This is a genomic window from Pseudomonas sp. DNDY-54 (assembly GCF_019880365.1).
In the GTDB taxonomy this organism is placed as follows: Bacteria; Pseudomonadota; Gammaproteobacteria; order Pseudomonadales; family Pseudomonadaceae; genus Stutzerimonas; species Stutzerimonas stutzeri_P.
This window is the reverse complement of the sequence record NZ_CP082271.1, coordinates 4,394,948-4,412,895: the sequence shown is the minus strand read 5'-3', so window position 1 is coordinate 4,412,895 and position 17,948 is coordinate 4,394,948. Positions and strand designations below refer to the sequence as shown.

Below are 17,948 nucleotides of genomic sequence, written 5' to 3'. Positions count from 1 at the left end.
AGGATCTCCTACACGCTGCCAAGCTTTCTAAATGGCAGGCATTGTAGCCCTCGGCGATTCGGTTATCCACAATTCAACGGCAATACCAAGCGGAGGACGAAGCCAACAGCAGTGTGTCGACCTCAAATTTTCACCTAAGCCATGTTGATAACTGTACCGCAAGGCTTGGGATAAGCCTGTGTCGGAAGTATGTACAGCGTGGCCTGTGCATAACTCTTCTACTTACACACAGTCTACGCACGCTTTTCACACGGCAACTGCACGGCTTTCTAAAGGGTTTCAAGATTACTTAGAGGCCTGTGCTGCCTGCGTTGTAGACGCTTATCCACAGAAAAGAGCATCACCATCTATAAGCTCTATATCAAGGAAGCTTTAATTCTTTTCTTCTATTATTATTTTTCTTCTTATCCGTGCTGGCCAGAAATTGACCTCACAGCGCAGCTTCTCTACAATCGCCGGTCTCTTAAAAGGGGGCCATTCCGGCCCGCGATGGATCACCAGGTAACGCATCATGAAACGCACTTTCCAACCCAGCACCCTCAAGCGCGCTCGTACTCACGGTTTCCGTGCTCGTATGGCTACCAAGAACGGCCGCGCGGTACTGTCGCGTCGCCGCGCCAAAGGTCGTAAGCGCCTGGCAGTCTGAACACCTCGGAACAGGTAGTGAGTCGAGACTTCGCTCGGGAAAAGCGACTGCTTACCCCGCGCCAGTTCAAAGCAGTCTTCGACTCCCCTTCCGGCAAGATACCGGGCAGGAACATCCTGCTCCTGGTACGCGAAAATGACCTACCCCATCCTCGCATCGGGCTGGTGATCGGTAAAAAGAGCATCAAACTCGCCGTTGAACGCAATCGCATCAAGCGGCAACTGCGTGAAACCTTTCGTCTCCACCAGATGGAACTGACGGGATGGGATATCGTGGTTATCTCGCGTAAGGGATTGGCTGATCTTGATAATCCCGAATTGGCACGTCAATTTGCCAAGCTCTGGAGGCGGCTCTCCCGCACCAAAAGCGCCAGTCATCCGGAACAGGCCAAGCCCACCCATGCGTAACCTGGCTTTGATCCCAATTCGGATCTACCGGTATGCCATCAGCCCAATGATGGCAAGCCACTGCCGTTTCTACCCGACTTGCTCCTGCTACGCCCAAGAGGCCATCGAACAACATGGTCTGCTGCGCGGTGGTTGGTTGAGCCTGCGCAGGCTTGGCCGTTGCCATCCATGGAATCCGGGTGGTTATGATCCCGTGCCTACCAACCACACCTCCCATTCATCTTCGATGACCGAGTAACCATGGATATCAAACGCTCGATTCTGCTCGTCGCTCTGGCAGTCGTTGCCTACCTGATGGTTCTTCAGTGGAATCAGGACTATGGTCAGGCGGCGCTGCCAGCCGAAACCAGCCAGGAACAAACCACGGCGGCTCAACTGCCCGAGACGCCGGCATCCACTACATCCGAAAATCTACAAGGTGATATCCCGGCCGTTAGCGGCGATCAATCAGCGAGCGCGCTTCCGGAAACTCAGGCTAGCTCCCAGCTGATTCGAGTCCGCACCGATGTACTGGATGTGGCAATCGACCCACGCGGTGGCGATATAGTCGATCTGCGTTTGCCTGAGTTTCCCCGACGCCAGGATCGTCCCGACGTCCCCTTCCAGCTTTTCGAACGTAGCGGGGAGCGGACCTATGAAGCCCAGAGTGGATTAATTGGTGACGGTCCTGATAAAGCCAGTGGTCGCCCCCTGTACAGCAGTGAGCAACAGCAGTATCAATTGGCAGAGGGTCAGGACCAGTTGGTCGTCGACCTTAAATACAGCGAAAACGACGTCAGCTACACCAAGCGCTTCACCTTTGACCGAAGCGACTATGACCTGCGTGTCACCTATCTGATTGAGAACCAAGGTCAGAAACCGTGGACTGGCTATATGTTCGGTCAGTTGAAGCGTGATGACAGCGGTGACCCCTCATCGAGCACAGCGACCGGTACGGCAACTTACCTAGGCGCTGCCCTTTGGACAAAAGACGAGCCTTACACCAAAGTCTCCATGGGGGACATGGATGACGGCAGCCTCAAGAAAACCGTCGAAGGTGGATGGATAGCGTGGCTGCAGCATTACTTCGTAACCGCTTGGATTCCCGCGCCCGATCAGACCAATCAGGTACAGACGCGTAAAGACAGCCAGGGCAACTACATCATCGGCTTCACTGGCCCTGGCGTGACGGTGGCGCCAGGCAGTCAGGGTGAAACCTATGCCACGCTGTACGCGGGACCCAAAAGTCAGGATGAACTTGAAGAGTTATCTCCCGGCCTGCGTCTGACCGTTGATTACGGCATTCTCTGGTTCATCGCTCAGCCGATTTTCTGGCTGCTACAGAACATCCATGCACTGCTGGGTAACTGGGGCTGGTCGATCATCGTACTGACGATCGTCATTAAGCTGGCCTTCTTCCCGCTTTCGGCTGCCAGCTACAGGTCGATGGCGCGCATGCGCGCTGTATCGCCGAAGATGCAGGCGCTCAAGGAGCAGTTTGGCGATGACCGCCAGAAGATGTCCCAGGCGATGATGGAGCTCTACAAGAAGGAGAAGATCAATCCATTGGGCGGCTGCCTGCCGATCCTGGTTCAGATGCCAGTGTTCCTGGCGCTCTACTGGGTATTGCTGGAAAGCGTCGAAATGCGCCAGGCACCTTGGATGTTCTGGATTACCGACCTGTCGATCAAGGACCCGTTCTTTATTCTGCCGATCATCATGGGTCTGACCATGTTCATCCAGCAGCAGCTGAACCCCACGCCGCCGGATCCGATGCAAGCCAAGGTAATGAAGATGCTCCCGATCATCTTTACCTTCTTCTTCCTTTGGTTCCCGGCCGGTCTGGTGCTGTACTGGGTGGTCAACAACGTCTTGTCGATTGCGCAGCAGTGGTACATTACGCGCAAGATTGAGAGGCAGACCGCAGCCGCAGCCTGATCTGCTGAGTGAACAGAACGCCCCTTGATTGGGGCGTTTTGCTTTTTTCCGATCCGTCCGGGAGACATGCATGAGCCACGATCGCGAAACCATCGCTGCAATCGCCACCGCTCCAGGGAGAGGCGGCATAGGCGTTGTACGGGTGTCAGGCCCTCGAGCGAAAGCGGTAGCCATTACGCTGAGCGGACGCGAACCCACCGCCCGCCACGCACATTACGGTCCGTTCCACTCCGATGACGGTGAGGTCATCGACGAAGGCCTCATGCTCTTTTTTCCAGGCCCTAATTCTTTTACTGGCGAAGACGTATTAGAACTACAGGGTCACGGCGGGCCTGTGGTGATGGACATGCTACTGCACCGCTGCGTAGAACTGGGGGTTCGGCTGGCTAGGCCGGGTGAGTTCAGCGAGCGAGCTTTCCTTAACGACAAAATGGACCTGGCACAGGCCGAGGCGATCGCCGACCTGATCGAAGCCAGTTCTGCCCAGGCGGCGCGCAACGCGGTGCGTTCGCTGCAAGGCGAGTTCTCACGTCGAGTGCATCAGCTGACGGAAAAGCTGATCCAGCTGCGCATCTATGTCGAGGCGGCGATCGATTTCCCAGAGGAAGAGATAGATTTTTTAGCCGATGGCCGCGTGCTTGCTTTACTGCAGGCCGCCAGGGAGGAGCTGAGCGAGGTGATCCGCGAAGCCGGTCAGGGCGCACTGCTGCGTGAAGGCATGAACGTGGTGATCGCCGGTCGCCCCAACGCTGGGAAGTCTAGCTTGCTCAACGCATTAGCCGGCCGTGAAGCCGCGATCGTCACCGACATCGCCGGCACCACGCGCGACGTGTTGCGCGAACACATCCATATTGATGGCATGCCCTTGCACGTCATCGACACCGCAGGCCTTCGGGACACCGATGATCACGTGGAGCGCATCGGTGTGGAGCGCGCCATCAAGGCCATCGAAGACGCTGACCGGATATTGCTGGTAGTGGATGCCAGTGCATCGTCTGTAGGCCCTGACAGCTCCGATTGGCCCGATTTTCTTACCGTCAGGCCAGATCGCGCCAAGACGACGCTGATCCGCAACAAAGCCGACCTGACCGGGGAGGAGGCCGCACTTTCGATCGATCCAGACGGCTACAGCATGCTGAGCCTTTCGGCGCGATCCGGTGATGGGCTGGAGATGCTTCGTGAGCACCTGAAAAGCTGTATGGGCTACGACCAGACCGCGGAGAGCGGATTCAGCGCCCGCCGTCGGCACCTGGACGCGCTGCGGCAGACCGCCGAGCACCTCGACCATGGCCATGCACAACTCACCCTAGCCGGGGCGGGAGAGCTATTAGCTGAGGACTTGCGTCAGGCCCAACAGGCGCTCGGGGAGATCACAGGTGCCTTCAGCTCCGACGATCTCCTGGGTCGCATATTTTCCAGCTTTTGCATCGGGAAATAAGGTCGTCAACCGTAGCCATTATCCGCGCGCGCCTATCGGACGCCGGGAGCAGGGAACGCCCCGGCCTTTCCACGAACCGCTGCGTTTGGTCTCGCGTTCCCTCTCTGTTGCAGCCGGAAACAGACGGTTCAGCGAATTCCGTTCTGCTATGCCTCGTTATTATCTACCAAATGAGTCGGTCATAAGGGCTGTGGACAACCCGTCTTAAGATCGGTCCATAACCCTTGGAATAAGCGAGTGTGTAAAGCGCTTGTGCATAAGTCACTTATTTACACACAGGCTATAAACCGGCATCCCACCGGCGCAGCCCAGGATAAACACAACGTTTTGGTACGCTGCACGCCTTGATTTCTAGGCGCTGCGGGCATCTATCCACAGATTATCGCTGCATATTTATAAACATAAAAATAAGCTTTAAATCATTTCTTTCTCTTTTTTATATATTCCGGGTTTCTGCGGGACGCCGTTGGCAGTTGGTCATTTTTTGTTCAAGGGCCTTCTTTCACGGAACCCCAGCCCCTATACTTGCGCGTTTCCCCAGAACTCATCTGAACAGGCACGAGGTGCGTGGTGGATTTCCCTTCCCGTTTTGACGTCATCGTTATCGGCGGTGGCCATGCCGGTACCGAAGCTGCGCTGGCAGCCGCTCGAATCGGTGTGAAAACACTGCTACTCACCCATAACGTCGAGACGCTGGGGCAGATGAGTTGCAATCCAGCCATTGGGGGTATCGGCAAAAGCCATTTGGTCAAAGAGATCGACGCGCTTGGCGGCGCCATGGCGACGGCCACGGACCAAAGTGGTATTCAGTTCCGGGTGCTCAATAGCCGCAAGGGACCTGCCGTTCGCGCGACCCGCGCGCAGGCTGATCGAGTGCTTTACAAGGCCGCTGTGCGTGGGACGCTTGAAAACCAGGAGAACCTGTGGATATTTCAGCAGGCAGCTGACGATCTGATCGTGGAAGCGGATCAGGTCAAAGGCGTGGTTACTCAGATGGGGCTGCGTTTGTTTGCAGAGTCGGTGGTTCTCACCACCGGCACTTTTCTCGGCGGACTTATCCACATCGGTTTGCAAAATTACTCAGGCGGCCGCGCCGGGGACCCGCCTTCAATTGCGCTGGCCAAACGCTTGCGCGAATTGCCGCTTCGGGTCGGCCGTCTGAAGACAGGCACGCCACCGCGTATCGACGGTCGAAGCGTCGACTTTTCGGTAATGACCGAACAGCCAGGCGATACGCCCATCCCACCGATGTCTTTCCTTGGGCATGCGGCGCAGCATCCCAGGCAGGTCAGCTGCTGGATCACCCATACCAACGCACGCACCCATGAAATCATCGCGGCCAACCTCGACCGTTCGCCGATGTACTCCGGCGTTATCGAGGGGGTGGGACCACGCTATTGCCCGTCGATCGAAGATAAGATTCATCGCTTCGCCGACAAAGACAGCCACCAGGTCTTTATCGAACCCGAAGGCCTGACGACACATGAGCTGTACCCCAACGGTATTTCAACGTCGTTGCCGTTTGATGTTCAGCTGCAGATCGTGCAGAGCATCCGTGGTATGGAGCAGGCTCACATCGTTCGGCCCGGCTATGCCATCGAGTACGATTATTTCGACCCGCGTGATCTGAAATACAGCCTGGAGACCAAGGTCATCGCAGGGCTGTTTTTTGCCGGCCAGATCAATGGCACTACCGGCTACGAAGAAGCTGGCGCGCAAGGTCTACTGGCCGGTACCAATGCGGCGTTGCGCGCGCAGGGCAAGGAAAGCTGGTGCCCGCGCCGCGATGAGGCCTACCTCGGCGTGCTCGTCGACGATTTGATTACGCTCGGTACCCAAGAGCCGTACCGCATGTTCACCTCGCGCGCCGAGTACCGACTGATACTTCGCGAAGACAACGCCGATTTGCGGCTGACCGAAAAAGGGCGTGAGCTTGGGCTGGTCAATGACGTTCGCTGGTCAGCGTTCGAGCGCAAGCGCGAAAGCATCGTGCAGGAAGAACAGCGCCTGAAGAGCACCTGGGTACGCCCGGCAACGCCGCAAGGCGACGCCATCGCCGAACGTTTCGGAACACCGCTGACCCACGAATACAACTTGCTGAATCTGCTTGCTCGCCCGGAAATTGACTATCGCAGCCTGGTCCAGCTCACTGGCACTGGCGTCGATGATCCGCAGGTAGCTGAGCAGGTCGAGATCAAAACCAAGTACGCCGGCTATATCGATCGTCAGCAGGAAGAAATCCTCAGGCTGCGAGCCAGCGAGAACATCGCATTGCCGTCGGATCTGGATTACTCGACGATTTCCGGACTGTCGAAGGAAATCCAGCACAAGCTGTCCCACGCTCGTCCCGAAACCCTCGGCCAGGCGTCGCGGATCCCGGGTGTGACTCCAGCGGCCGTTTCACTGCTGATGATTCATCTGAAGAAACGCAGCGCTGGGCAGAAGCTGGAGCAAAGTGCTTGATGGACGTTGAACACACGCGTTTCGTCGACGAACTCAAACAGGGTGCGACACTGTTGGGCGTGGAGCTGAGCGACGCTCAGCAAGAACAGCTACTCGCCTACCTTGCGCTACTGAACAAGTGGAACAAGGCATACAACCTGACTGCCGTGCGTGATCCAGCGGAGATGGTGTCGCGCCATCTGCTCGACAGCCTCAGCGTCGCGCCGCATGTGGAGCAGAGCGGTTCGCGATGGCTCGACGTGGGCAGTGGCGGTGGGATGCCAGGCATCCCACTGGCCATTCTGTTTCCCGAGCGGCGCTTCACACTGCTCGACTCTAATGGGAAAAAAACGCGTTTCCTTACCCAGGTCAAACTCGAACTCAAACTCGATAATGTCGATGTAGTGCACAGCCGGGTGGAGCAATTCAAACCGGAGCAAGCCTTTACCGGCATTACCTCGCGAGCGTTCAGTTCGCTGGCTGATTTTGCAAACTGGACGCGCCACCTCGGTAATTCCGACACGTATTGGCTCGCCATGAAAGGCGTTCAGCCGGATGATGAGCTGCAGGCACTGCCCGCGGATTTCCAGCTGGCGCGCTGCCTGGTTCTCAAGGTTCCCGGTTGCCAAGGGCAACGCCATCTGTTGATACTGCGCCGCACTTCATGACCCGGACAGACACTGACCATGGCTAAAGTATTTGCCATCGCCAACCAGAAAGGCGGTGTAGCCAAGACCACCACCTGCATCAATCTGGCCGCCTCGCTTGTCGCGACTCGTCGCCGGGTATTGCTTATCGACCTTGATCCACAGGGCAACGCAACCACCGGCAGCGGTGTGGATAAGTTGAGTCTTGAGTATTCGATTTACGACGTGTTGATTGGCGAATGTAGCCTGGTCGATGCCATGCAGTATTCCGAGCACGGCGGCTATCAGCTGCTACCCGCCAATCGTGACCTGACAGCGGCAGAAGTCGCGCTGCTCCAGCTGCCGACCAAAGAACATCGCCTGCGCGAGGCGCTTGCACCGGTACGTGAGAATTACGACTACATCCTCATTGATTGTCCGCCCTCGCTGTCGATGTTGACGATCAATGCATTAACAGCGGCAGACGGCGTGATCATTCCGATGCAGTGCGAGTATTACGCGCTCGAAGGGCTGACGGACCTGGTCAATTCGATCCAGCGCATCGGGCAGGCGCTGAACCCGTCGCTCAAAATCGAGGGTCTGTTGCGCACGATGTACGACCCGCGCAGCAGCCTGACCAACGACGTCACCGAACAACTCAAGACGCATTTTGGCGAAAAGCTGTATGACACGGTGATACCGCGCAACGTCAGGCTTGCCGAAGCACCCAGTCACGGTATGCCGGCGTTGGTCTATGACAAGCAATCCAAGGGCGCCTTGGCCTATCTGGCACTGGCCGGCGAATTGTCACGCCGTCAGCGCCGCGCCGCCCGTAGCGTAACCGCATAAGGAATTTTTCATGGCGACCAAAAAAAGAGGCCTGGGACGCGGACTGGATGCGCTACTTGGGGGCGCCAACGTTACGGCTGTGCATGAGCATGCCGCCCAGACGGATGAGCGTGAACTGCAGCAGTTGCCCCTCGATATCATCCAGCGTGGCAAGTACCAGCCGCGGCGTGACATCGATCCGGTGACGCTTGACGAGCTGGCTCACTCGATACGCACGCAGGGGGTCATGCAGCCAATCGTGGTTCGCTCAATCGGCTCGGGTCGATACGAGATCATTGCCGGCGAGCGTCGTTGGCGTGCCAGCCAGCAAGCGGGTCTTGAGACAATTCCGGCGCTGGTGCGCGACGTATCTGATGAAGCCGCCATTGCCATGGCCTTGATCGAGAATATCCAGCGTGAAGACCTAAACCCCATCGAGGAAGCGGTGGCGTTGCAACGCCTGCAGCAAGAGTTCCAATTGACTCAGCAACAGGTCGCTGACGCCGTCGGGAAATCTCGAGTGACAATCAGCAATCTGTTGCGATTGATCGCGTTGCCGGAGGAGATCAAGACACTCTTGTCTCATGGCGATTTGGAAATGGGCCACGCACGTGCACTACTCGGATTGCCAGCCGACCAGCAGGTCGAAGGCGCGCGACACGTTGTCGCACGCGGACTGACCGTACGGCAGACCGAGGCGTTGGTCAGGCAGTGGTTGAACAGTAAGGATTCGAAAGCCGCGCCTAAGGGCGATCCCGATATCCTACGCCTTGAGCAGCGACTGGCCGAACGTTTGGGCTCTCCGGTTCAGATCAAACATGGCGAAAAGGGCAAGGGCCAGCTCGTCATCCGCTACAATTCGCTGGATGAGTTACAGGGTGTGCTGGCCCACATTCGCTGAAACAAAAAATTATGTAGTGTCAGTCGGAAACTGCTACCTGAAGGTTGAACGCAGGGTGTGCTGCTCCTATACTCGCGGCGCTTTTTTGACTGCAATCAAATGTGGATAGCGAACGCGCCTTATTGATGGATGCACGGTGAATATTCGCAACAAGACACCTCTCCATCGGTTACCGGTCGTACGCGTACTAGCGGTACAAGTACTTGTAGCAGTGGTTGCCGGCGTTCTTTGTTTCTTGTTTTTTGGTATGGTCGCCGGCTATTCGGCATTGCTCGGTGGCTTGATCGCGTTTTTGGCCAATCTTTACTTCGCGTTCAAAGCGTTTCGCTATTTTGGCGCGAGATCGGCTAGAGCCATCGTTCAGTCCCTTTGGGCTGGTGAAATGGGTAAACAGATTCTGGCAGCAGCGCTATTTGCGCTGGTGTTCGTGGGAGTGAAACCACTGCAACCGGCAGCCTTGTTCGTCGGTTACCTCTTGGTTTTAGGCGCTGGAGCGAGCGCCCTCCTGCTGATGAAAAATAATCCGAAGCATTGAGCACTGAGGCGTTTATGGCGAGTACCCCGGCGGAATACATCCAACATCACCTGCAGAATCTGACTTACGGAAAACTGCCGGAAGGCTACGTGCGTGCAGATGGCTCGGTAGTCGATCAGGCTAGTTGGACCATTGCTCAGTCCGGTCTAGAGGCTCGCGACATGGGTTTCATGGCAGTCCATCTCGACACGCTCGGATGGTCGCTGTTCATGGGCTTGATCTTCATTCTGATCTTCCGCATGGCCGCCAAAGGTGCAACTGCCGGTATCCCGGGCCGTCTGCAGAACTTCGTTGAGATGTGCGTCGAGTTTGTCGAAGGTGTCGTGAAGGACACCTTCCATGGCCGCAATGCGCTCATTGCTCCGTTGGCCTTGACCATCTTTGTCTGGGTGTTCCTGATGAACAGCCTGAAGTGGATTCCGGTCGACTACATCCCTGGCCTAGCCAGCTTGATGGGCCTGCCGTACTTCAAGATCGTTCCGACTGCCGACCCGAATGGCACCTTCGGTCTCTCGCTGGGTGTGTTTATTCTGATCCTGTTCTACAGCTTCAAGGTCAAGGGCGTGGGCGGCTTCACCAAGGAACTGGCATTCACGCCGTTCAACCATTGGTCGCTTGTTCCGTTCAACCTGTTCCTTGAGATCCTCGGTCTGCTGACCAAGCCGCTGAGCCTGGCTCTGCGTCTGTTCGGCAACATGTACGCCGGTGAGGTGGTATTCATCCTTATCGCGCTGCTGCCGTTCTACGTGCAGTGGACCCTGAATGTGCCCTGGGCGATCTTCCATATTCTGGTGATCCCGCTGCAGGCGTTCATTTTCATGGTTCTGACCGTGGTGTACCTGAGCTCAGCGCATGAAGATCATGGTCATGCCGAACTCACGCCGTAACCGCTGATCCGGTTCAATCTGTTTCGCTTCAACCAAGAAAACCTTAACCCTTAGCTTCAGGAGCTTTACATGGAACTCGTCTACATCGCCGCCTCCATCATGATTGGTCTGGGTGCCCTGGGCACTGGCATCGGCTTCGCCCTGCTGGGTGGCAAGCTGCTGGAATCCACTGCTCGTCAACCCGAGCTGGCTCCTCAGCTGCAAACCAAGACCTTCCTGATGGCTGGTCTGCTCGACGCCGTACCGATGATCGGTGTTGGTATCGCGATGTACCTCATCTTCGTTGTCGCTGCTTAAGACTTTTCCGGTTCCTGATGGGGTTCGCTTGTCGAGCCCCGTTGCCGTGGAATTGACAACCGCGTCGAACGAGATAGCACGAGGTATATCGCTGTGAACATTAACTTGACGCTGTTCGGTCAAACGTTCGCTTTCGCTATTTTCGTCTGGTTCTGCATGAAGTACGTATGGCCGCCAATCACCAAGGCCATGCAAGAACGCCAGAAGAAAATTGCCGAAGGGCTGGACGCCGCAGGCCGTGCGCAGCAAGACCTTAAATTGGCTCAGGAAAAGGTGTCCAACACCCTCCGTGAGACCAAGGGCCAAGCTGCCCAGATTCTTGAGCAAGCCAACAAGCAGGCCAATGCAATCGTTGAAGAAGCCAAGCAACAAGCGCGCGCCGAAGGCGAGCGACTGGTTGCCGGTGCCCGCGCTGAAATCGAGCAGGAAGTGAATCGTGCCAAGGACCAACTGCGCAACCAGGTAGCCGTGTTGGCCGTCATGGGTGCGGAGAAGATTCTGGAGTCCCAGGTGGACGCCAAGGCGCACAACGATCTGGTCGAAAAACTGGCCTCCCAACTCTAAGCGAGGCAAGCGATGATCAATACCCAGACGCTTGCTCGGCCATACGCAAAGGCCGCTTTTGAATTCGCCAGCTCGGCTGGTCGAATTGATGCCTGGTCGGGCATGTTGAGCCTGGCTGCGGTCGCCGTTGACGTTCCCCAAGTTGCCGAACTGCTCAAGAACCCACGTCTGACTAGCGAAAGCAAAGTTCAGACGCTGGTTCAGCTGTTCGGTAGCGACATCGATGAAGCGTTCCGAAATTTCGTCTCCACCTTGGGCGATAACGATCGCCTGGACGTGTTGCCGACCATTCGGGAGCTGTTCGAGGAGCTCAAGGCTGAGGCCGAAAAGACACTCGACGTTGAAGTGCAGACAGCTTTCGAGCTGACTCCTGCGCAACTCCAAACTTTGGCTGCCGCCTTGTCGAAGCGGCTAGATCGTACCGTCAACCCCCAGCAGGTCGTGAACCCTGCGCTGATCGGCGGCGTTGTCATCCGCGCCGGCGATGTGGTTGTCGATGGTTCGGTCCGCGGCAAACTGAGCCAGTTGGCCGAATCGTTGAAATCCTGATTTGAGGGTCGTGGCATGCAGCAACTGAATCCTTCCGAGATTAGTGAAATCATAAAGCAGCGCATCGGTAGTTCCGACGTGTCTGCCCAAGCGCGTAACGAAGGCACCATCGTCAGCGTTTCTGACGGTATCGTTCGCATCTATGGCCTGGCCGATGTGATGTACGGGGAAATGATCGAATTTCCTGGCGGCGTCTTCGGTATGGCCCTGAACCTGGAACAAGACTCCGTAGGTGCCGTGGTATTGGGCGCTTACCAGAGCCTGACCGAAGGCATGAGCGCGAAGTGCACCGGTCGCGTCCTGGAAGTACCGGTAGGTCCGGAACTGCTGGGCCGCGTCGTCGACGCACTGGGCAATCCGGTTGACGGCAAGGGTCTGGTCAACGCGCAGGCAACTGACGCGGTTGAGAAAGTCGCCCCTGGCGTGATCTGGCGTAAGTCGGTCGACCAGCCGGTGCAGACCGGTTACAAGTCAGTCGACGCGATGATCCCGGTTGGTCGCGGTCAGCGCGAGCTGATCATTGGTGACCGCCAGATCGGTAAGACGGCCCTGGCCATCGACGCCATCATCAACCAGCGCAACAGCGGCATCAAATGTGTCTACGTCGCGATCGGTCAGAAGCAATCGACTATCGCCAACGTGGTTCGCAAACTTGAGCAGCACGGCGCACTGGCTAACACCATCATCGTCGCCGCTTCGGCATCCGAATCCGCTGCGCTGCAGTTCCTGGCTCCTTACGCCGGCTGCACCATGGGTGAGTATTTCCGCGACCGTGGTGAAGATGCGCTGATTGTGTATGACGATTTGTCCAAGCAAGCTGTTGCTTACCGCCAGATTTCCCTGCTGCTGCGCCGTCCGCCAGGACGCGAAGCCTACCCAGGTGACGTGTTCTATCTCCACAGCCGTCTGCTTGAGCGTGCTTCGCGCGTTTCCGAGGAGTATGTAGAGAAATTCACCAATGGCGCCGTGACGGGCAAGACTGGTTCTTTGACCGCTCTGCCGATCATCGAAACCCAGGCTGGTGACGTATCTGCGTTCGTTCCGACCAACGTGATCTCGATTACCGACGGCCAGATCTTCCTCGAATCGTCCATGTTCAACGCAGGTATCCGACCAGCCGTTAACGCTGGTATCTCGGTATCTCGTGTGGGTGGTGCTGCCCAGACCAAGATCATCAAGAAGCTGTCCGGCGGTATCCGTACCGCGCTGGCTCAGTATCGTGAACTGGCGGCGTTCGCCCAGTTCGCGTCCGATCTGGATGAAGCGACCCGTAAGCAGCTCGAGCATGGTCAGCGCGTCACCGAGCTGATGAAGCAGAAGCAGTATGCGCCGATGTCCATCGCCGACATGGCGGTGTCCTTGTATGCAGCTGAACGTGGCTACCTGCAGGACATCGAAGTGGCCAAGGTTGGCGCCTTCGAACAGGCGTTGATTGCCTATTTCCATCATGAGCACGTTGCTCTGCTGGACAAGATCAACGTGAAGGGCGACTTCAACGACGAAATCGACGCGGGCATCAAAGCCGGTATCGAGTCGTTCAAGGCCACCCAATCCTGGTAAGCCGCAGCGAGAGCCGTAAGGCTCTCGCTTGCTAACCCGATAGGTGTCAAATGGCAGGCGCAAAAGAGATTCGCAGCAAGATTGCGAGCATCAAAAGCACGCAGAAGATCACCAGCGCCATGGAAAAGGTGGCGGTCAGCAAGATGCGCAAGGCACAGATGCGCATGGCTGCCAGTCGCCCCTATGCGGAGCGGATCCAGCAGGTAATCGGCCACTTGGCCAATACCAACCCGGAGTACCGCCACCCGTTCATGGTTGAGCGTCCGGTCAAGCGTGTCGGTTACATCGTCGTGTCGTCCGATCGTGGATTGTGCGGCGGCTTGAACACAAACCTGTTCAAGGCGCTGATCAAGAACATGAAGGAATGGCACGACAGCAAAGTCGAAGCCGACCTGTGCGTGATCGGTAACAAAGGTGCGAGCTTCTTCCGCAGCTTTGGCGGCAACGTGGTCGCGGCAGTCAACGGTCTTGGCGAAGAGCCGTCGATCAATGATCTGATCGGCAGCGTCAAGGTCATGTTGGACGCCTTCGATCAAGGCCGTCTGGACCGTCTTTACCTGGTGTCGAACAAGTTCATCAACACCATGACGCAGAAACCGACCGTCGCCCAGCTGCTGCCGTTGGCCGCGAGTGACGATCAGACCGCGCCGAAAGGTAAGTGGGACTATTTGTACGAACCCGACGCCCGCTTGTTGCTGGATGCGCTGCTGGTTCGCTACGTGGAATCCCAGGTCTACCAAGCCGTGGTCGAAAACGGTGCCGCTGAACAAGCTGCCCGGATGATCGCCATGAAGAACGCAACCGACAATGCCGGTGAGCTGATCGGCGACCTGCAACTGGTCTATAACAAGGCCCGTCAGGCTGCGATCACCCAGGAAATTTCGGAAATCGTCGGCGGCGCTGCCGCGGTTTAAGAACGGTTCAAATATTCAGAGGAACCAAACATGAGTAGCGGACGTATCGTTCAAATCATCGGCGCCGTTATCGACGTGGAATTTCCGCGCGATGTGGTACCGAACATTTATGACGCGCTGAAAGTCACGGGCGCTGAAACCACCCTGGAAGTCCAGCAGCAGCTGGGCGACGGCATTGTCCGTACCATCGCCATGGGCTCGACCGAAGGCCTCAAGCGTGGCCTGGACGTCAGCAACACGGGCGCTGCGATTTCCGTTCCAGTGGGCACCGCCACGCTGGGTCGGATCATGGACGTGCTGGGCAACCCCATCGACGAAGCCGGTCCGATTGGCGAAGAAGAGCGCTGGGGTATTCACCGCGCCGCTCCGAGCTACTCTGAGCAAGCCGGCGGCAACGAGCTGCTGGAAACGGGTATCAAGGTTATCGACCTCGTTTGCCCGTTCGCCAAGGGCGGTAAGGTCGGTCTGTTCGGTGGTGCCGGTGTTGGCAAGACCGTGAACATGATGGAGCTCATCCGTAACATCGCCATGGAGCACAGCGGTTACTCCGTGTTTGCCGGTGTGGGTGAGCGTACTCGTGAAGGTAACGATTTCTATCACGAGATGAAGGACTCCAACGTTCTGGACAAGGTTGCACTGGTCTATGGCCAGATGAACGAGCCACCAGGAAACCGTCTGCGTGTGGCACTGACCGGCCTGACCATGGCCGAGAAGTTCCGCGACGAAGGCAAGGACGTTCTGCTGTTCGTTGACAACATCTACCGTTACACCTTGGCCGGTACCGAAGTGTCCGCGCTGCTGGGTCGTATGCCATCTGCGGTGGGTTATCAGCCGACACTGGCCGAGGAAATGGGCGTTCTGCAGGAACGCATCACCTCCACCAAGAGCGGTTCGATCACCTCCGTCCAGGCCGTTTACGTCCCTGCGGATGACTTGACCGACCCGTCTCCGGCGACCACCTTCGCTCACTTGGACGCTACCGTGGTTCTGTCGCGTGACATCGCTTCCCTGGGTATCTACCCGGCGGTCGATCCACTCGATTCTACCTCGCGTCAGTTGGATGCCAACGTGATTGGCCAGGAGCACTACGACACCGCTCGCGGCGTTCAGTACGTGCTGCAGCGCTACAAGGAACTGAAGGACATCATCGCGATCCTCGGTATGGACGAACTGTCGGAAACTGACAAGCAGCTGGTATCCCGTGCTCGTAAGATCCAGCGCTTCCTGTCCCAGCCTTTCTTTGTGGCAGAAGTCTTCACCGGTTCGCCGGGTAAGTACGTCTCGCTGAAAGAAACCATCCGTGGCTTCGCCGGCATCCTCAATGGTGATTACGATCATCTGCCGGAGCAGGCGTTCTACATGGTTGGCGGAATCGACGAAGCCATCGAGAAAGCGAAGAAACTGTAACTGGCGCGCCCGCTTGCGGGCGCCAATAAGCTCAGCTGGCGGCCACCGCTGCCAGCCAAGCTCATTACCGAGGCATAAGTATGGCTATGACAGTCCACTGTGACATCGTCAGTGCGGAAGAAGAGCTGTTCTCGGGGCTGGTGGAGATGGTTGTCGCTCATGGTCACCTGGGTGACCTGGGTATTCTGCCGGGCCACGCCCCACTGCTGACCGATCTCAAGCCCGGTCCGGTGCGAGTGATCAAGCAGGGTGGCGGCGAAGAAATCTTCTACATTTCAGGCGGCTTCATTGAAGTCCAGCCGAATATGGTGAAGGTGCTTGCAGACACCGCTACGCGCGCCAAGGACCTGGACGAAGCGGCGGCGAAAGCTGCCGTGACAGCCGCCGAGAAGGCGCTGCATGAGAAAGGCGCAGAGTTCGATTATGGCTCTGCTGCTGCTCGTCTGGCCGAGGCTGCCGCTCAGCTTCGGACCATCGAGGCGATGCGTAAGAAGTACGGCCGCGGTTGATCTGCTGACTGCTTCATCGCGAACGAGTAAAAGGGTAGCCTTGGCTACCCTTTTTCTTTTTCTTTTTCCGTATTCCGATATCAACCTCTCACGTCGGCCCACAGGGTCACGATTGTTCAGGATCTGCCATGTCTCTCGATGTCGTCATTCTCGCTGCTGGCCAGGGCACGCGCATGCGTTCTGCTCTGCCCAAGGTACTTCACCCGGTCGCCGGACAGTCCATGCTGGGGCACGTCATCGATACCGCTCGAGGACTCAAGCCGAAAGCCATACACGTGGTGATTGGCCATGGTGCCGAGCAGGTTCGTGAACGGTTGGCTGCGGACGATCTGAATTTCGTTGTGCAGGCCGAGCAGTTGGGGACCGGACATGCCGTGGCCCAGGCGCTGCCGGCTCTCACGGCCGAGCGGGTGCTAATTCTTTACGGTGATGTGCCGCTGATCGGGGCCGCAACGCTCGAGCGCCTCCTGCAAAAAGTCGGTCCGCAACAGCTTGCGCTACTCACGGTGAAGCTGGCTGATCCAACCGGTTACGGTCGAATCGTCCGCGATGGGCAGGGTGCGGTTCAGGCGATTGTTGAGCACAAAGATGCCACGCCTGAGCAAAAGCTGATTGCCGAAGGTAATACGGGAATTCTTGCGGTGCCGGGCGAGCGTTTGGGCGATTGGTTGGGGCGGCTGTCCAATAGCAACGCGCAGGGCGAGTACTACCTGACTGATGTGATTGCCATGGCGGTCTGTGATGGCTTGGTCGTGTCGACCGAGCAACCGCTGGATGCCATGGAGGTGCAAGGTGCGAATGATCGCATTCAACTGGCTGAGCTTGAGCGCCATTTTCAGCAGCGGGCCGCACGCCGCTTGATGAGCCAAGGGGTGACGCTGCGTGATCCGGCGCGTTTCGATCTGCGTGGTGAGGTCACCGTTGGGCGTGACGTGCTAATCGATGTGAACGTGATTCTCGAAGGCAACGTCGTCATCGAGGACGGCGTTGAGATTGGGCCGAACTGCGTTATCCGAGACAGCACACTGCGCCGCGGGGCCGTGGTCAAGGCCAACAGCCATCTGGAAGGCGCCGAATTGGGCGAGGGTGCAGACTGCGGACCGTTCGCACGCCTGCGTCCCGGTGCGGTACTGGGCGCGAAGGCGCACGTCGGAAATTTCGTCGAGGTGAAAAACTCACACATGGGTGAGGGCGCCAAGGCTGGACATCTGGCTTATCTGGGCGATGCGGAAATCGGCGCGCGAACCAATATCGGCGCCGGCACCATCACCTGCAACTATGACGGCGCCAACAAGTTCCGCACGGTCATGGGCGAAGACGTCTTTATCGGCTCGAACAGTTCGCTGGTGGCCCCGGTGACGCTGGGTGATGGAGCGACAACAGGGGCGGGCTCAGTTATCACGGCTGATGTACCAGCCGGCACGCTAGCGCTAGGACGTGCTCGCCAGGCACTGATAAGTGGCTGGAAGCGACCAGAAAAATCCCGCAAGTAACGCCTACTGAAGCTCGCCCTGTGCTCGG

The 17,948-nt window shown here is 57.4% G+C and carries 19 protein-coding genes; all 19 read left to right on the top strand.

From position 1 onward, the window contains the following. Positions 1-511: 511 nt before the first annotated feature. The 19 genes from rpmH to glmU all read left to right on the top strand — a co-directional run bounded on the left by rpmH (position 512) and on the right by glmU (position 17,920). A complete protein-coding gene (gene rpmH, locus K4O48_RS20415; RefSeq protein ID WP_019340723.1) occupies positions 512-646 on the top strand; it encodes a 50S ribosomal protein L34 in 135 nt (44 codons plus the stop codon). 17 nt (positions 647-663) lie between these two features. Continuing rightward, positions 664-1,053, top strand: a complete 390-nt coding sequence (rnpA, locus tag K4O48_RS20410; protein WP_222910172.1) for a ribonuclease P protein component — start codon at positions 664-666, stop codon at positions 1,051-1,053. Then, on the top strand, positions 1,046-1,291 hold the full coding sequence (gene yidD / locus K4O48_RS20405) for a membrane protein insertion efficiency factor YidD (RefSeq protein WP_222910171.1): 246 nt from the start codon (positions 1,046-1,048) through the stop codon (positions 1,289-1,291). The genes rnpA and yidD overlap by 8 nt, the downstream gene beginning before the upstream one ends. Positions 1,292-1,293: 2 nt before the next feature. Then, positions 1,294-2,970, top strand: coding sequence for a membrane protein insertase YidC (gene yidC / locus K4O48_RS20400; protein ID WP_222910170.1), 1,677 nt, complete (start codon positions 1,294-1,296; stop codon positions 2,968-2,970). Between the two features lie 70 nt (positions 2,971-3,040). Then, positions 3,041-4,408 (top strand): tRNA uridine-5-carboxymethylaminomethyl(34) synthesis GTPase MnmE, encoded by a 1,368-nt coding sequence (gene mnmE / locus K4O48_RS20395; protein ID WP_222910169.1) that lies wholly within the window; start codon positions 3,041-3,043, stop codon positions 4,406-4,408. 570 nt (positions 4,409-4,978) lie between these two features. After that, a complete protein-coding gene (mnmG, locus tag K4O48_RS20390) occupies positions 4,979-6,871 on the top strand; it encodes a tRNA uridine-5-carboxymethylaminomethyl(34) synthesis enzyme MnmG (RefSeq protein WP_222910168.1) in 1,893 nt (630 codons plus the stop codon). Beyond that, a complete protein-coding gene (gene rsmG / locus K4O48_RS20385; RefSeq protein ID WP_222910167.1) occupies positions 6,871-7,518 on the top strand; it encodes a 16S rRNA (guanine(527)-N(7))-methyltransferase RsmG in 648 nt (215 codons plus the stop codon). The genes mnmG and rsmG overlap by 1 nt, the downstream gene beginning before the upstream one ends. An 18-nt stretch (positions 7,519-7,536) precedes the next feature. After that, the gene (locus K4O48_RS20380; protein ID WP_222910166.1) at positions 7,537-8,325 is read left to right on the top strand and encodes a ParA family protein; all 789 of its coding nucleotides are present in this window, start codon (positions 7,537-7,539) and stop codon (positions 8,323-8,325) included. Positions 8,326-8,335: 10 nt separating this feature from the next. Next, complete coding sequence (locus K4O48_RS20375; protein WP_222910165.1) at positions 8,336-9,205, top strand: ParB/RepB/Spo0J family partition protein; 870 nt, start codon at positions 8,336-8,338, stop codon at positions 9,203-9,205. A gap of 136 nt (positions 9,206-9,341) precedes the next feature. Next, the gene (locus K4O48_RS20370; protein WP_222910164.1) at positions 9,342-9,740 is read left to right on the top strand and encodes a F0F1 ATP synthase subunit I; all 399 of its coding nucleotides are present in this window, start codon (positions 9,342-9,344) and stop codon (positions 9,738-9,740) included. Between the two features lie 14 nt (positions 9,741-9,754). Beyond that, entirely contained in the window at positions 9,755-10,627 is an 873-nt protein-coding gene (gene atpB, locus K4O48_RS20365; RefSeq protein WP_222910163.1) for a F0F1 ATP synthase subunit A, read from the top strand. 69 nt (positions 10,628-10,696) lie between these two features. Then, positions 10,697-10,924, top strand: coding sequence for a F0F1 ATP synthase subunit C (gene atpE / locus K4O48_RS20360; protein WP_019340921.1), 228 nt, complete (start codon positions 10,697-10,699; stop codon positions 10,922-10,924). 93 nt (positions 10,925-11,017) lie between these two features. After that, positions 11,018-11,488 (top strand): F0F1 ATP synthase subunit B, encoded by a 471-nt coding sequence (locus K4O48_RS20355; RefSeq protein ID WP_222910162.1) that lies wholly within the window; start codon positions 11,018-11,020, stop codon positions 11,486-11,488. A gap of 12 nt (positions 11,489-11,500) precedes the next feature. Further along, positions 11,501-12,037 (top strand): F0F1 ATP synthase subunit delta, encoded by a 537-nt coding sequence (locus K4O48_RS20350; protein WP_222910161.1) that lies wholly within the window; start codon positions 11,501-11,503, stop codon positions 12,035-12,037. 15 nt (positions 12,038-12,052) lie between these two features. After that, positions 12,053-13,597: a F0F1 ATP synthase subunit alpha gene (gene atpA / locus K4O48_RS20345; RefSeq protein ID WP_222910160.1), complete on the top strand. Its 1,545-nt coding sequence runs from the start codon at positions 12,053-12,055 to the stop codon at positions 13,595-13,597. A 50-nt stretch (positions 13,598-13,647) separates the two neighbouring features. Continuing rightward, the gene (gene atpG, locus K4O48_RS20340) at positions 13,648-14,511 is read left to right on the top strand and encodes a F0F1 ATP synthase subunit gamma (protein ID WP_045422989.1); all 864 of its coding nucleotides are present in this window, start codon (positions 13,648-13,650) and stop codon (positions 14,509-14,511) included. A gap of 30 nt (positions 14,512-14,541) precedes the next feature. Continuing rightward, positions 14,542-15,918, top strand: a complete 1,377-nt coding sequence (atpD, locus tag K4O48_RS20335) for a F0F1 ATP synthase subunit beta (RefSeq protein ID WP_222910159.1) — start codon at positions 14,542-14,544, stop codon at positions 15,916-15,918. A gap of 80 nt (positions 15,919-15,998) precedes the next feature. After that, entirely contained in the window at positions 15,999-16,427 is a 429-nt protein-coding gene (locus K4O48_RS20330; protein WP_019340927.1) for a F0F1 ATP synthase subunit epsilon, read from the top strand. A 128-nt stretch (positions 16,428-16,555) separates the two neighbouring features. Further along, positions 16,556-17,920, top strand: a complete 1,365-nt coding sequence (glmU, locus tag K4O48_RS20325) for a bifunctional UDP-N-acetylglucosamine diphosphorylase/glucosamine-1-phosphate N-acetyltransferase GlmU (RefSeq protein ID WP_222910158.1) — start codon at positions 16,556-16,558, stop codon at positions 17,918-17,920. The last annotated feature ends 28 nt before the right edge of the window (positions 17,921-17,948 follow it).